At 35.9% G+C, this 15,793-nt stretch carries 14 protein-coding genes and 1 riboswitch; of the genes, 10 read left to right on the top strand and 4 right to left on the bottom strand.

Going from position 1 to position 15,793, the window contains the following annotated elements; genetic code table 11:
- Positions 1-26 precede the first annotated feature (26 nt).
- The 3 genes from MKY26_RS08770 to MKY26_RS08760 all read left to right on the top strand — a co-directional run bounded on the left by MKY26_RS08770 (position 27) and on the right by MKY26_RS08760 (position 3,363).
- Complete coding sequence (locus MKY26_RS08770; protein WP_322909544.1) at positions 27-938, top strand: DMT family transporter; 912 nt, start codon at positions 27-29, stop codon at positions 936-938.
- A gap of 298 nt (positions 939-1,236) precedes the next feature.
- A riboswitch (purine riboswitch) is annotated at positions 1,237-1,338 on the top strand.
- 118 nt (positions 1,339-1,456) lie between these two features.
- A complete protein-coding gene (locus MKY26_RS08765) occupies positions 1,457-2,056 on the top strand; it encodes a xanthine phosphoribosyltransferase (RefSeq protein ID WP_095372813.1) in 600 nt (199 codons plus the stop codon).
- Positions 2,053-3,363, top strand: a complete 1,311-nt coding sequence (locus MKY26_RS08760) for a nucleobase:cation symporter-2 family protein (protein ID WP_095372814.1) — start codon at positions 2,053-2,055, stop codon at positions 3,361-3,363. Before MKY26_RS08765 ends, MKY26_RS08760 begins: the two co-directional genes overlap by 4 nt.
- A gap of 323 nt (positions 3,364-3,686) precedes the next feature.
- Here MKY26_RS08760 and MKY26_RS08755 read toward each other — a convergent pair whose 3' ends face one another.
- Complete coding sequence (locus tag MKY26_RS08755; RefSeq protein WP_095372815.1) at positions 3,687-4,301, bottom strand: PH domain-containing protein; 615 nt, start codon at positions 4,299-4,301, stop codon at positions 3,687-3,689.
- 374 nt (positions 4,302-4,675) lie between these two features.
- A complete protein-coding gene (spoIIP, locus tag MKY26_RS08750) occupies positions 4,676-5,812 on the bottom strand; it encodes a stage II sporulation protein P (protein ID WP_157733948.1) in 1,137 nt (378 codons plus the stop codon).
- 334 nt (positions 5,813-6,146) lie between these two features.
- On the opposite strand from spoIIP, the gene MKY26_RS08745 reads away from it, so the two are divergent.
- Positions 6,147-6,737 (top strand): hypothetical protein, encoded by a 591-nt coding sequence (locus MKY26_RS08745; RefSeq protein ID WP_341095728.1) that lies wholly within the window; start codon positions 6,147-6,149, stop codon positions 6,735-6,737.
- Positions 6,738-7,255: 518 nt separating this feature from the next.
- Here the strand turns inward: MKY26_RS08745 and MKY26_RS08740 are convergent.
- Both MKY26_RS08740 and fdhF read right to left on the bottom strand, forming a co-directional pair.
- Positions 7,256-7,738 carry a DUF1641 domain-containing protein gene (locus MKY26_RS08740; RefSeq protein WP_095372818.1) on the bottom strand — a complete coding sequence of 161 codons (483 nt, stop codon included), beginning with the start codon at positions 7,736-7,738 and terminating at the stop codon, positions 7,256-7,258.
- A gap of 21 nt (positions 7,739-7,759) precedes the next feature.
- Positions 7,760-10,699 (bottom strand): formate dehydrogenase subunit alpha, encoded by a 2,940-nt coding sequence (gene fdhF, locus MKY26_RS08735; RefSeq protein ID WP_095372819.1) that lies wholly within the window; start codon positions 10,697-10,699, stop codon positions 7,760-7,762.
- A gap of 446 nt (positions 10,700-11,145) precedes the next feature.
- Here fdhF and MKY26_RS08730 point away from each other — a divergent pair, with 446 nt between their 5' ends.
- The 6 genes from MKY26_RS08730 to MKY26_RS08705 all read left to right on the top strand — a co-directional run bounded on the left by MKY26_RS08730 (position 11,146) and on the right by MKY26_RS08705 (position 15,599).
- Complete coding sequence (locus tag MKY26_RS08730) at positions 11,146-11,496, top strand: DUF2294 domain-containing protein (protein ID WP_095372820.1); 351 nt, start codon at positions 11,146-11,148, stop codon at positions 11,494-11,496.
- A gap of 14 nt (positions 11,497-11,510) precedes the next feature.
- Positions 11,511-12,302 (top strand): formate dehydrogenase accessory sulfurtransferase FdhD, encoded by a 792-nt coding sequence (gene fdhD, locus MKY26_RS08725; RefSeq protein ID WP_095372821.1) that lies wholly within the window; start codon positions 11,511-11,513, stop codon positions 12,300-12,302.
- A gap of 253 nt (positions 12,303-12,555) precedes the next feature.
- Positions 12,556-13,356 (top strand): formate/nitrite transporter family protein, encoded by an 801-nt coding sequence (locus MKY26_RS08720; RefSeq protein ID WP_095372822.1) that lies wholly within the window; start codon positions 12,556-12,558, stop codon positions 13,354-13,356.
- Between the two features lie 408 nt (positions 13,357-13,764).
- On the top strand, positions 13,765-14,850 hold the full coding sequence (locus tag MKY26_RS08715) for a type III polyketide synthase (protein ID WP_095372823.1): 1,086 nt from the start codon (positions 13,765-13,767) through the stop codon (positions 14,848-14,850).
- Between the two features lie 5 nt (positions 14,851-14,855).
- The gene (locus MKY26_RS08710) at positions 14,856-15,407 is read left to right on the top strand and encodes an isoprenylcysteine carboxyl methyltransferase family protein (protein WP_095372824.1); all 552 of its coding nucleotides are present in this window, start codon (positions 14,856-14,858) and stop codon (positions 15,405-15,407) included.
- A gap of 18 nt (positions 15,408-15,425) precedes the next feature.
- Positions 15,426-15,599 (top strand): hypothetical protein, encoded by a 174-nt coding sequence (locus MKY26_RS08705; RefSeq protein ID WP_157733949.1) that lies wholly within the window; start codon positions 15,426-15,428, stop codon positions 15,597-15,599.
- The last annotated feature ends 194 nt before the right edge of the window (positions 15,600-15,793 follow it).

Genomic DNA, 15,793 nt, shown 5'->3' with positions numbered 1-15,793 from the left:
ATATCGCTAGAAACGGGGAGTGGAAGATGAAACGTATTCTGCCCTTTATAATGATTGCGGCTGGAGCAAGTTTATGGGGAATTATTGGCTTATTTGTGAAGGGATTAGCTTCTGCTGGTTTCACTTCAATGGAAATCGTAGCGATTCGCGCTATTTTTGCTGTTTTATTTTTATTGCTGATAGGTGTTATCCATTATCGCCAAGAGATGAAGTTACACGCTGTAGGTGATGTACGGTACTTCCTGGGTACAGGCATTTGTAGCATCGTGTTATTCAATTTTTGTTATTTCACGACAATGAGTGAGATGAGTATTTCCATGGCAGTTATATTTCTTTATACAGCACCTGCATTTGTAACGATTCTATCATTTATGTTTTTAAAAGAGAAAATGACAATAAATAAAATTATCGCCGTTATTATGACAATGGCAGGTTGTATATTAATTGCAGGCTTAGCTTTAGGAGAGAGTCAAATAACCATTTTAGGTATAATTACTGGTTTAGGCTCAGGTATTGGTTATGCGCTTTATACAATATTTGGTAAATTTGCGCTCAACCGCTATTCTCCGTTTGCCGTAACATTTTTTACTTTTATTATCGCAGCTGTTGTGCTTATACCAATAACAAGTTTGTGGGAGAAAAGTACACTCTTCATGCAAACTGATGTCATGCTTTTAAGTGTTGGCCTAGGGCTTATACCAACAGTACTTGCTTATATTCTTTATACAAAAGGGTTAGAGAAAACAGAAGGAAGTACAGCCGCAGTCATTTCCACAGTTGAACCTGTGGTTGCTACAATAATGGGTGTATTATTATTTAATGAAAGCCTTGTTTGGTTACAAGTAGTGGGTGCCCTGTTTATTGTCAGTTCAGTTGTTGTGGTGAACTTACCGCAAAAGAAAAGGAAGCGCTATACAAGCGATGAAATCACCCAATAATGACGATTATTAAGATATTTAAACATCTGAACCTATTCATTGAAGTAGGCTTAGATGTTTTTTTGTTAGAAATGATATTGTTTACAGAAATATCAAGAGTAAAGATGATTTTAAGGGAAGGGAACATTTTTATCATGGTTATTTCTTTATATAAACGGAGTAACGGAAAATGAGATTTTAGAAAATTACCAATAATATACGAATGATAATTACATGAAATTCTCTATTGTTCGTTTTTTCTATCATTATCCTATTGAATTTTTGAAGTCGCATGATATAATGATAGTAATTCAAATTAAATAACTTAATAGTTGTCATTCATATAATAGCGGAAATATGGTCCGCGAGTTTCTACCGAATAACCGTAAATTATTTGACTATGGGTGAGCAAGTGGAGGAGTAGTCTTTATCTGCTCTTGTTTCCACACCTTTAAAACCTAAAGGTCCTTGCTGCACTCAAGTTGAAAGTGAAGCGGATGACTTTTAGGTTTTTTGTATTATAGCCAAGGGGGATAATTATGGAGCTGCTTAAAGAAAAAATCAAACAAGAAGGAAAAGTACTTTCAGATACTGTTTTGAAGGTAGATTCTTTTCTTAATCACCAAATTGATCCTGAGCTTATGTTAGAAATAGGCAAAGAATTTGCAGCTCGGTTTAAAGAAGAAGGCGTGACGAAGATACTTACATTAGAATCTTCAGGAATTGCTCCAGCTGTCATGACTGGATTATATTTGAATGTACCTGTTGTCTTTGCTAGGAAGAGAAAATCCTTGACATTGGTTAATGATTTGTTAACTGCAGAGGTGTATTCATTTACAAAACAAGAAACCAATGAGATTTCAGTATCGCAAAAATTTATAAGTGAAAATGACCGTCTGTTAATTATTGATGACTTCTTAGCAAATGGGCAGGCAGCTCTAGGCTTAGCGGATATCGTGGACCAAGCGAAAGCATCTATCGCTGGTATGGGCATTGTCATTGAAAAGGGATTCCAAGATGGAGGAAAACAATTACGCGAAAAAGGTTATAAAGTTGAATCTTTAGCAATTGTTCAATCACTTGCGAATAGCAAGGTTACTTTTACACAAGTTGAAGAGATGGAGGAATCCTCAAAATGAATCAAAATCCGTTGAAATTAGCTTCCCTAGGAATACAACATGTGCTGGCCATGTACGCTGGAGCAGTTATTGTCCCATTGATTGTTGGTGGTGCCCTAGGTTTAACAGCAGAGCAATTAACCTATCTTGTATCAATTGATATTATGATGTGTGGGATTGCGACATTATTGCAAGTTTGGAAGAATAAATTTTTTGGTATCGGTTTGCCTGTTGTCCTAGGTTGTACATTTACAGCAGTAGGGCCGATGATTACAATCGGCGGAAACTATGGTATTACATCCATTTATGGTGCCATTCTTGTTTCTGGATTGTTTGTAATATTGGTTGCTACTTTCTTTGGTAAATTGGTTAGATTTTTCCCTCCTGTTGTAACAGGATCAGTTGTGACAATTATCGGATTAACTTTAGTTCCTGTAGCTATGAATAATATGGCTGGCGGGGAAGGTAGCCCAGATTTTGGTTCAACGGAAAATGTTATCTTAGCTTTTACAACGCTTCTTGTTATCTTAGTTTTGTATAAGTTTACAAAAGGCTTTGTACGTGCTATTTCGATTTTAATTGGTATTATTGTCGGAACGATTATTGCTTCTATCATGGGGAAAGTGAATTTTTCAGCGGTTGGCGAGGCGTCATTCTTCCATATGCCACAGCCATTTTATTTCGGAATGCCTACATTTGATTTGATTCCGATTCTTACAATGATTCTCGTGGCAATGGTCAGCCTTGTCGAATCTACGGGTGTATATTTCGCATTAGGTGATATTACGAATAAAAAATTAAAAGATAAAGACTTAGCAAACGGTTATCGTGCAGAAGGATTAGCGATCGTCTTTGGTGGTATTTTTAACGCATTTCCATACACAACTTTTTCGCAAAATGTAGGTTTAATTCAATTATCAGGTGTAAAGACCAAAAATGTTATTTATGTTGCTGGTGCATTTTTAGTCATTTTAGGGTTAGTACCTAAAATCGGTGCCTTAACAACAGTTATCCCATCTTCTGTGCTGGGTGGAGCCATGCTTGCTATGTTTGGTATGGTTATAGCATCAGGAATTAAAATGTTAAGCAAAGTAGACTTTAACTCACAAGAAAATCTACTCATTATCGCTTGTTCTGTTGGGCTAGGTGTAGGGGTTACATTTGTTCCAACGATCTTTGCGAATCTACCAGAAAATATCCGTATAATTACTGAAAGCGGAATTGTGGTTGGGAGTTTAACGGCAATTATTTTAAATATCGTTTTTAATATGCTTGGCAAAAAGAATGGAGTAAATGAAGAGGAAGTTGAGCAAGCGAAAGCTTCTTAATAGGTAATGGAAAGCAGCTGATATTCAAGTCAGCTGCTTTTCTTTTCTTCAAAAAAAGGCGGTTCAAATCCGATTCATTAAAAGTCGATTTGATTATTCGTCTTTGATATAAAAATGGATGATAGCAGAGGAAAAAAGGATTGCTCGTTCATCGAGAGAGAAATCGTCAAAAGGGATTTGCTCGTACATCTAAAGGAAATGCAAGATATTCGAGCAAAACTCGTTTTATTAGATATGTACTACGAACTGCTGATACATAAGAAAGTATAAACGACATGCCTTTGCCTTTTGTTTCATCTATAATCGGCAAGAACCTTTTCTGTTTAGTTATTAATGTATTTTTCGAACACTGAACCGAAGTCTTTTTCATGTAGTTGATTTTTACTTGAGTCAAGCCAATTAAATGAAAATTCCGTGAGTGCTTGGAATTGTTTTGCTAGATCTTGTTCACCGATTCTCGAATTATGTAGAACTTGCACAGCTTTATCAAGACTATCATTGGCCATTTTTAACATAATTTTGTTTTCATACACTTTTTCAGCAATATATAATAAGGCTTTATATAAATCTTTCAATTCATCTACTTGTTTTTTATCAACATCAATACTGAATGGGATACTACCAAGATTAAATTTAATCTCTACATCTAAGTCAATTTTACCAGCAGTTTCTAACTTTACGTCACTGACGTCAAATTGGAAGTAAGGATAACGCTTCATGACTCTTTTTGAAGAGATTGCGTTTTGTCCATCAATATGAATTAAACCTAAGTTAGTAAAGCAATATTCATCACTTTTCGTCATGATAAGAAAATAGATTTTTTCATTATCTTCATGACGTACAAAATCATCTGATTGTGTTTTATCAAAATCCTCTGGTTTTATAATTTTTCCGATATCTGATAAGCCTAATGCATCTGAAGCAATTTTTTTAAACATTCAAATACGCCCCTCTGTAATATAATTAGTCGATTGTTTCCAACTATCATTATAAGGGATATTACATTAGATTTGCATCACAGATTTGTAAAATTTAAAATAAGTATGAAGTCAATTAAGAAAAAAGAATGAAAGAAACTAATTAATGCTTAATAGCGATTTACTTAACCAACTTAATTAAAAATTCGAGTTCGTTCCACTTGCACCAATCGGAACTTGAATCTTATAATCTCCCCAATAATTAAGTTTATATCAACCCTACTATAAATTCCTTTGATTTCTTTATCTATATCAATTGTAAGTAGGGTGAAATGTGACAGTTAAATATATCCCCAGTAAAAAGCGACTACTCAAAATGAATAGTCGCTGTTTAATTACTGAGATTCTACTTCTTTTTGCTTCCAGTAATATTCACTAAAAATATCGGCAAAGGCATCTGTACTATTATCAAGTTCTTCACGGTTATTGTCGACACCGCCGACTTCTAGAAGGATGGCGCGATCGGATAAGTCTTGGTTGTAGACACCATTGCCTACTGAGTAATCTTTCTTTAAGACTCCTCTACTTAGACCAGGGTATTTTTCCTCTACAGCTTTATTAAGATCTTCTGCCAGTTTTAAATTCTTTTCGTAATTCTTACTCTCTGCACCGACAACAAAGAAGAGTCGAGCATAACTTTTACCATTAATGTCAATAGTAGTGACATCTTTTCTCTGTGAATCTCGATGAATATCAATAATGTAAGTTAAGTTTTTATTACTAGCCAATGCCTCAGAAACGAAATCTCTTGCCCTTGTATAAGCATCATTATGCTGTAATCCTTGACTATGCAATGCTTCTGTCATATTTGTTCTGTTATGTTCAACGCCGATACCCTCAGCATGTAAATCCTTTTGTAGTTTAGAACCAACTGAGATCACATTATACTTTTCATCATTACTTACAGCGTCGTCTGCTGTTTGTGCTTCTTTTATAAATGGAAGGTAAGATTCATAGCTATGTGAATGATAAATATACACATTTTTTTCTTTAGGTGAAGTTGTTCCTTCCTGCTCGTCATCGTTATTATCATCATCGTTTCCGATAGTCTCTTTGTCTTTTATTAATTTATCCATTGGTACGTTTGTTGACTCAATTGGTAAAGTTGTATAATCTGTTCCTTTTCCAGCGATGTGAATTTTGCCATCGAAAAAGGAGAATAAAGGAAGTTCTCTACCAAGGAATGTTCTTGGATCCTCAGGTGTAATACTTGTTGCAAACTTAAAAGCAAGGTCAGAGATAGCCACTTCTTCAATCGCATCCTCACTAATAAAACTTTGGTTAGCACTTTTTAATAAGTGTAGATAAATGGAATGCGATTGAGGTCCATTGATGACAGAACTAGCAATATCAGAAGACATCTTTATTGTGACGAGTGCGACGGTACTTGCTAAAAAAATGCAAGCAATAGTAATGGAGAGAGCAGTAGTGTTAATAAATAGAAATAACTGATAGCCTTGTGATTTTTGCATATCATCCATCCTTTCTATTAAAATGCTTATGAAGAAAAAGAGAGAGATATGCTAAATTTAAGACTATCAATTTTGCCTTTTATAAAAAAATAACTAATTGTGGATATAAAAATAGTAGAGATAATGGAAGGTTACAAAACTGCTCTTATATCCAAGTAGGGATAAAAAATGGGGGTATCTTTTAAAGTCACTCAAATTAGAAAATAGAGTTGAGCGCCTCGTAAATTGGATTTGGAAGCCAATAATTAGAATCAAGCTGAGCTACTTAAAATGTGAGGGTAAAGTGAGTAGCGTAAATCAATTTAAGCTACTAAAAAAAAGGGCACGAGACAAGATGAGTAGGGTAACTCCAAAATGCGCTACTAAAAAGAGGAGAAGCGACAAGATGAGTAGGATAACCTCAATATGCGCGACTAAAAAGAGAAGAATCAACAAGATGAGTAGGGTAACCCCAATATGCGCGACTAAAAAGAGAAGAATCAACAAGATGAGTAGGGTAAAATCAAAAAGCGCGACTAAAAAGAGAAGAATCAACAAGATAAGTAGGGCAAAATCAAAAAGCGCGATTAAAAAGAGGAGAACCAACAAGATAAGTAGGGCAAAATCAAAAAGCGCGACTAAAAAGAGAAGAAGCGACAAGATAAGTAGGGCAAAATCAAAAAGCGCGACTAAAAAGAGAAGAAGAGACAAGATGAGTAGGGTAACCCCAAAAAGCGCGACTAAAAAGAGAAGAATCAACAAGATGAGTAGGGCAAAATCAAAAAGCGCGACTAAAAAGAGAAGAAGAGACAAGATAAGTAGGGTAATCCCAAAAAGCGCTACTAAAAAGAGGAGAATCAACAAGATGAGTAGCGCGAAATTAACCCCTGCTACTAAAAAAAGAAGAACCAACAAGATAAGTAGGGCAACCCAATTCCCGCAATAAAAGAGAAGAACCAACAAGATAAATAGCGCAAACCCCGTTTCGTATAAAACCTCCTTTTAGAAGGCCACCATTGCTGTGACGGACCTTGACAAACATTTGAAGGGGATTGATTCCATATGAGAGAATCAGGCTTGAAAGCTTGATAGGGTTAGCCTTTTTTACGGGCTTGTTGAGGTTGCGTGGGGGATAACTAACGGTCGTATTTGATTAATGATAGATCATCAAAGCTGTATAAGGTAGATAATCTTAGCAGCATTTAGGAAAAAAACAGAAATGAAGATCGAGCACCAAAATAGACACTCATCTATGAGATTAAGTCATGGTATAAGAATAGCTTTAGGAAGTGAACGATTAACTAGAAAAGAAAGGAGGATGATGAAGTCCTCTATCTCGATAAGTTAGGTTTTATATGTAGCCAGAGGAAGAGGGGGGAGAATCTTTCTTTGTATAACTTATATTGCTCAGGGTGAATGATAATGAAAAACCTCCCACAACAATCGAGTGGGAGGTTTACTGCATTATTTATCTTCTTTTAATTCCCTACCCATGCCTTTAAGGAAATGAATACCGAATCCAATAGCGCGATTAATATCAGGGTCATTTAAAACTTTGGCCAATTGCATAATACCAATTTTCTTTTCTTCATGTAAGAAGTTTTTTCCTTCGTCCATGCCTGATACTGCACTTTTAATGAGTTTTGTTGTTTGTTCAGGGTCAGCTTGCATAAGTGCACCAGTTGCACCCATTAATGTGTTAATCAAGTTGGTTACAGGTTCTTTTGTGACTTGACCAAGTGCTACTTTAGCAATTTGTTCTTTCCCTTTTAACATGGAATTGGCTGCATCAAGCATACCTGCTTGTTGTAATTCGCCAATAAGAGCCATGATACTTTGTACTGCTTGATCATTTTCAGTGAGTAATGATTTTAATTCGTTAAGCTTTTGCTCTTGTTCAAGTGCTTCATTTCTCTCACGATGAATTTCAGTAATAGGCGCTGCCATAATGAATCACCTCTCCAATCTTTATTGATCTGTTAAATGAACATACCCTTCGCGATTCCATTTACGTTGAACTTCCACACCGTTTTGTGGATTGCGTTTTTTATTACGCGGGTTCGTTTTTGGTAATGGTTTGTCGCCGGCTTTGTTATTTAAAATTTCCATACGAACTTTCGTTTGTTTATAAGCCGGTGTACGCGTTCGTTTATCATATAAAGGACCAGTTAAGAAATTGATAGCAGAATCCTTATCAACTGAATTCATTGGTAAGTACAGTTCGTTTTTCTTCACTCGGTCTGTAATTAGAACATTCAATTTAACTGCACCAAATGGAGAGACGAGTCTTACTGTCGAGCCATCTGAAAGTTTTCTTTCTTGTGCTAGTTCTTCTGATACTTCCACAAATACATCTGGTACTTTTGCAGTCAGGCCTCTTGACTTATTGGTCATATTTCCTTCATGGAAGTGTTCAAGCATACGCCCATTATTAATATGGAGGTCATATTCTTCAGGGAAATATGCAGGTTCTGCCCAATCAGATAAGGCGAAACGCGCTTTTTTGTCTGGGAAGTTAAAACCATCTTCATATAACAATGGTGTGCTTGCTCCATCAAGACTTCCCCATAAGAAGCTACCCCAACCTTCTAGTACATCATAGCTTGCTTGAGAGAATAGTGGTGCAAGACTCGCCATTTCAGCAAAGATTTCACTAGGGTGTGTATATGTCCAATTTGCCCCTAGGCGATTAGCTACTTCTTGAATAATCCACCAGTCAGGTTTAGAGTCTCCTAATGTTGGTAACGCTTGGTACAATCTTTGTACACGACGTTCAGTATTTGTAAATGTACCTGTTTTTTCTAGTGATGGTGCGGCAGGTAAAATAACGTCAGCGTATTGAGCTGTGCGAGAGAAGAATATATCCTGAACAACAAAGAAGTCAAGACTAGAAAGTACTTTATCTACATGGTTCGCGTCCGAATCAACAAGTGCCATGTCTTCACCAACAAGGTACATTGCTTTCATTTCATCTTTTTCAATCGCTTGTAACATTTGAATATTATCTAAACCTGGTGTACCTGAGATTTCAACTCCGTAAGCTTTCTCAAACTTCGCACGAGCGATATCATCGGTAATATGTTGATAGCCTGGTAACCAAGTAGGTAAGGTACCCATATCACATGCACCTTGTACATTGTTATGTCCACGCAATGGATAAGCTCCAGCACCTGGGCGACGATAGTTACCTGTTGCTAATAACAGGTTAGAAATAGCAGCTGAAGTATCAGAACCACCAGTATTTTGCGTAACGCCCATACCCCAAAGGACACAAGTACCGTCAGCATCACGAATCATTTCGGCAATTTCGATGATTTGTGATTGTGATAAACCAGTCGTTTCTTCAGCATATGCTAACGTATATTTCTCTAAAACTTCATTAAAATCATCGAAGTAATTGACATTTTCCTTAATAAATTCAGCATCATGCCAACCTTGATCGATCATGTATTTGGTTACAGCCATTAACCAAACTTGGTCTGTTCCTTGTTTCGGACTTATAAATATATCAGAACGTTCAGCCATCTCATTTTTACGCAAGTCTGCGACAATTAACTTTTGACCGTGGTATTTATGGGCTCTTTTTACACGTGTAGCAAGAACAGGGTGACCCTCTGCTGGGTTTGCACCAACAATAATGACAAGACCTGCTTCAGCAATATCTTTAATGGTTCCAGCGTCACCGCCCATACCTACAGTTCTGAATAAGCCATCAGTGGCTGGTGATTGGCAATAACGAGAGCAGTTATCGATATTATTCGTTTCAAATACTTGTCTAGCTAATTTTTGTAATGAATAGCTATCTTCATTTGTAATTTTTGAAGAAGAAATAAAGCCAATTGAATCTTTGCCGAATTCTTCTTTAATACTTCCTAGTTTACTAGCTACAAGGTCTAATGCCTCGTTCCAACTAGCTTCTACAAAGCGACCTTCTTTTCTAATCAATGGTTTTGTAATTCTCTCTTCAGAATTAACAAAATCCCAACCGAATTTACCTTTGACACAAGTGGAAATTGCATTTACTGGTGCATCGTGGCTTGGTTGCACTTTCAAAATTTCACGGTCTTTTGTCCATACTTCAAACGAACAACCTACACCACAGAAAGTACAAACGGTTTTTGTTTTTTCGATTCTTTCTTCACGCATCGCAGCTTCAACTTCTGATACAGCAAAAATCGTGCCATAGTTCGGTTCTACTTCTTTTACAAGGTCAATCATTGGTGTCATGATCTCATCATCAATCTTTGTCATGAAACCTGCATTACCGAGCATTGATTTTTCCATTAAGGCATTACATGGACAAACCGTTACACATTGTCCGCATGAAACACATGACGATTCATCAATGGATACACCTTGGTCCCAAATAACTCTTGGTCTTTCTCTTTCCCAATCAATTGAAAGTGTTTCATTTACTTGTAGACTTTGACAAATCTCAACACATTGTCCACAGGCAATACATTGATTTGGATCATAACGATAGAAAGGATGCGACATATCGACAGCCGATTTATCTTCTTTAGGCGTATAAGGATACTTTTGATGCTCAATCTCTAATAATTCAGCTGTATTATGGACTTTACAGTTGCCGTTATTATTATCACAAACTGTACAATACAGTAAATGGTTTTCTAAAATACGGTCCATTGCTTCTGTTTGTGCCTCTTTGGCACGGTTGGAGCTTAAGCTAACACTCATACCACTTTCTGCTACAGTCGAGCATGAGCGCATAAGTTGACCATTTACTTCTACAATACATGTGTCACATGTTTGTATTGGGTCAACCTCTGGTAAATAACAAATCTGTGGATGTTCAATTTGATTTTGATTAATGATTTGGAGAATGGTTTGCCCCTCATGCCCCTCATAATCCACACCATTAATTGTAATGTTTACATTGGAAGTCAATTTTGTTTCCCCCTTACACTTGATCAAACAATGGTTTAAAGAGAATAAAGTGAGTGTTTCTGCTTAAACCAATAAAAAAACCACCATGTACTATACCGCTTTCAAAAAGCGAGCATAATCCATGGTGGAATAGTTAAATAACAACGCTTGCTATTATACCAATCCATACCATTTTTAGTATGTAGAAAGTACCATTGATAGAGAGACAACATGAAAATATTACCCCTCCAACAATTCCACTAGTTATTATAGCGCTAAAAATTAAATTTAACAATAATGAATTTAATCTTATAACGATTACAGTCCAATAGGGTAATTTTGGTATTGTGAAACAGTGAAGCAATCATCGTGCAATTTTTTTCCTATTTGCAGCCCCTTTCATTTTTTTTAAGCATGTACTATGATTATACAATTGAGACAGAATCTTATATAAAGGGGTAAAGAAGATGTCAAAAATGGTGCATGAGTTTAATGATATCATTCGTAAATTAAGAAAAGACTTATTTGGTAAGGGACCGGAGAAAATCCACACAGTGTTTGTAGAGAATATGGCCGTTTCGACTTTATACGGTAATCTCACACCGACAGAACAATTTATTTCTCGTACAGAAGATGGCAAAGAAATGGTGCATTCAGCAAGAACAAAAATGATTCAAGATGTATATGCAGAAGGTACGCCAGAAGGAATGGAAGAATTGGTCGGTGCGACGCTGTTACATTTGTTTTCTGATATTAAAGTGGAAGAGAATATGGCGATATCTGTATTTGTATTCGATAAAAATATCATAGATTCATAGAAAGAGGAGAAAAGATGAAGCAAGTGGAAACGAGTCGTAAAATCATACGAGTGACTGGAAATAAAGTTGAAAAAATGGAAGATACCATTGTTACCGAATATGCAGTAACGGTTAAGCTGAATGGAGAAGAGCTAGTCACAATGGTATGTACACCAGAATATATTGAGGACATGGTGATAGGTTATCTTGCATCAGAAGGTATCATAAGATCTTACAAGCATATTAAAGATATATGGGTACAAGAAAAGGAAGGGTTCGTTCATGTTACAACAGATCGTACAAATCCTTATATACAAAACTTCCAAAATAAAAGATATATTACTTCTTGTTGTGGTATGAGTAGACAAGGCTTTGTTTTTGTTAATGATGCATTAACAGCTAAGAAAATGGAAGATGTTAATATTCGATTAACTGTCAATGAATGTAATCAGTTAATGGAACAATTACAAGCGTCTGCGACTACATTTAAACAAACAGGTGGTGTACATAGCGCTGCGCTTTGTGACAAAAATGGGATATTATTAAGCAGAATGGATATTGGTAGGCATAATGCGCTTGATAAGATATATGGTTATAGTTTAAGAGAGGGCATCAGCATGAAAGGGAAGATTATTGTTTTCACAGGAAGAATCTCCTCAGAAATACTTTTAAAGGTAGCAAAAATTGGTTGTGAAATGATTCTCTCAAAATCTGCACCAACAGAGTTTGCTTTGCGCTCAGCAGAGGAATTAGGAATTACGACTGTTGGATTTATTCGTAATGGCAACATGAATATATATACTTATCCTGAACGAATCCTATTATAAAAAGAAATACTTCGCTACACGAAAAAAATAAAAAATAGTCTAGTAAAATTTTTTGTTTTTTGGTAGCATATAGTTTGCAATGGGTAAATGGAAGTAAGGCAAGCACTGTTTTATTTCTTTTTACAAACAATATAAATATGATGACTGATACTTCTGTAGGGGATTGCAGAAGGGTTAGGCAGCATTCTTTGAAATCCTTTACAAAAGTAAGGGATGTCTGAGTGCTGCCTTTTTTATTTAGGGGGTAGTTAGAATGGGATTTAGTAAACCGCAAGAAATTATGGAACAGACGATTGCAACAGGTGTTGCAAAAACGAAAATACCACTTTTGTCGCTGTTGGTTTTAGGCTTTTTAGGTGGGGCATTTATTGCACTAGGATTTTTATTAGACATTCGTGTTATTGGGAATTTACCGGCAGAGTGGGGAAGTTTCGGATCGTTTTTAGGTGCAGCAGTTTTCCCTTTAGGCCTTGTATTAGTAGTATTGGCTGGGGCTGAATTAATTACAGGTAACATGATGTCAGTTGCGAGTGCTTTGTTCTCAAAGAGAATTAGTCTTGGGCAATTATTGAATAATTGGTTTTGGGTGTTATTATCCAATTTTGTAGGGGCACTGTTTGTTGCTTATTTCTTTGGACATGTCGTTGGATTAACAGAGACAGGTCCATACCTTGATAAAACAGTAGCGATTGCTGGTGCAAAAATTGATGATACATTCTTACAAACATTTGTTTCAGCGATTGGTTGTAACTGGCTCGTATGCCTAGCTGTTTGGTTAGCTTATGGTGCTCATGATTTTGCAGGTAAAATTTTGGCTATTTGGTTCCCGGTTATGGCATTTGTTGCGATTGGATTCCAGCACGTTGTTGCCAACATGTTCGTTATTCCAGCTGCGATTTTTGCAGGTTCGTTTACTTGGGTAGATTTCATTGGCAATATCATACCTGCCTTTTTAGGTAATGTAGTTGGAGGGGCTGTGTTTGTTGGCCTAGCTTACTTTGTCTCTTATAAACCAAAAAATGAAACAAAATCTCAGTTGAAAAAAGCTTCATAATAGAAGCACATTCATCATAGCTTACATAAAATAATCTATTAGAGATATTGGATGTGAGCAAATGCAGCAATATTATTGTGATTATTGTAAAACGCTATATAAAGAACAAGGAGTTTGTCGTGTCTGTGGTCAAATCATTGATAAAACGATTATCATTGATGTGCATAAGCAAGGCAATAAATAAGCAATTATAATTGGTAAAGTTTGCGTAATGCCAAGAGAGCCACTTTAAGATATGATAAAAGGGCACAGCAACTCCTTCAAAACACATCTTTCTGAGCCGAATGAGATAACTCATTCGGCTTTTTTTTATGCAAAAAATGAACGAGAAAGATTAAAAACCAATCAATGCATAAATATCCTTATTAAGGAAAAAATACCCGTACATAGACAGAAAGGGAGTTCCTTATGCCAGCTATTTTATCTATCTCAGAAGTACCCCCATCAAATGAAATTACTCAAAATGAAGTGGTAGCATTTGCACGCCACTTATTTGGGCAATCTTTCAAAGATATCGATCGTTTATTAAAAGTATTCCAAAACGGACAAATTGAAAAACGTCATTTTGCCAAAGAACTAGATTGGTTTAAAGAGGACCATAGCTTTGCTGATAAAAATGATGCCTTCATTGAAACGGGAGTAAAACTTGGGTGTGAGGCGATTGAAAAGTGTTTAACAACGAGGGAGTTTCTAAATCAACCTATTAAGTATCAAGAGATAGATGCGATTTTTACGATTACTAGCTCAGGTTTAGCTACACCATCGCTTGAGGCAAGAATAATGAATCTATTACCCTTTTCTGAGCAAACAAAAAGGATCCCAATATGGGGCTTAGGCTGTGCAGGTGGTGCATCGGGTTTATCAAGGGCTTATGAATATTGCTTAGCTTATCCAAAAGCAAAGGTTTTAGTATTAACAATTGAATTATGCAGTTTAACTTTTCAAAGAAATGATCGCTCTAAGAGTAATCTTGTTGGTACTTCTTTATTTGCTGATGGTGTTGCCTGTGCATTAATCGCTGGTGATGAAAGTGGTTATCAAAAATATCAGAAATTGCCTGCCATCCCCCATATATACGGGACACAATCAACGACAAAAAAGGATTCGCTTGATGTAATGGGTTGGGACGTAAAGGATGATGGTTTATATGTCATATTCTCAAGAGATATTCCCACAATTATTGAAGGCTGGCTGAAGCCAAATGTACAGACATTCTTAAATCAATTCTCATTACAAATAACCGATTTGCAACATTTTATTGCTCATCCAGGTGGAAAAAAAGTGATTGATGCTTATCAAGCGTCTTTACAAATTCCTGCTGAGATGACCGCCACTTCACTTGACGTTCTAAGGGAGTTCGGCAATATGTCATCAAGCACAATATTATATGTTTTGCGAAGGTTTTTTCTCCTTGGAAAAAAGGATGATATAGGTTTGGCAACTGCCTTAGGGCCGGGTTTTAGCTCGGAATTACTTTTATTAAAATGGAGGTGAATTAAATGTTTTTTTATTTTCTTCTATTTGTTATTTCTCAACGGTGTATCGAGTTAATCGTCGCAAGATTCAATGAGGATTGGATGAAAAAAAGAGGTGGCATTGAATTTGGTCAAAGTCATTATCCACTAATCGTTATGGTACATAGTTTGTTTTTTATTGTTTTAACAGTTGAGGTAATTGTGTTCGGTAAAGGATTATCTCCTTATTGGTATTATTTACTGCCGTTATTTATACTCACACAAGTGATAAGAATATGGGCGTTATCTTCCTTAGGGAGGTTCTGGAATACAAAGATTATTGTTTTACCCAAAGCAAAAGTGGTAACTAAAGGACCATACCGTTGGCTAAAGCACCCAAACTATACAGTCGTTGCAATGGAGTTTCTTATTATGCCTCTATTGTTTCAAGCTTACTATACTGCCCTGGTTTTCACTCTGTTAAATTTCTTTATTTTAGCCATTCGTATTCCAGTTGAGGAAGAAGCATTAAAAGCATTAACGAAATATGAAGAAGCGTTTCCTATGAAGAGAGATGAAGAAATAGGAAAAATTTGAAAAAGGTTTATTTTAGTATTGAAAATCATTCTCGATTATGATAAATTATTAATTGAAGATGATACTTATTCTCAATTAATGAAAGGCGTGATACATTTGACAGCTCTTTTTGTGGTTGGCACTATCGCTGTTTATGGTGCAGTAATGAAATATGTGTTGAATGGTGTTACAAAGTCAGAAGCAAAATCTTAAATTAGCGTTTACCCCTTTATTACATATAGGAAGAAGCCTTAGTGAGTGAGGCTTCTTCTTTTTTTTGGTGAAAATACCAATTTTCATAACGAAAGGTTCACTTTACCCCATATTTATAATATATTAATACCTATATAGGAAAAAAGCTTGCGCAATTATAATAGTAGTAAATTGATGTGACAAGGGGATTAATT

The organism is Cytobacillus sp. FSL R7-0680 (assembly GCF_038009245.1).
In the GTDB taxonomy this organism is placed as follows: Bacteria; Bacillota; Bacilli; order Bacillales; family Cytobacillaceae; genus Cytobacillus; species Cytobacillus kochii.
The sequence above is the reverse complement of the archived record's forward strand: the minus strand, read 5'-3'. Positions and strand labels throughout refer to the sequence as shown.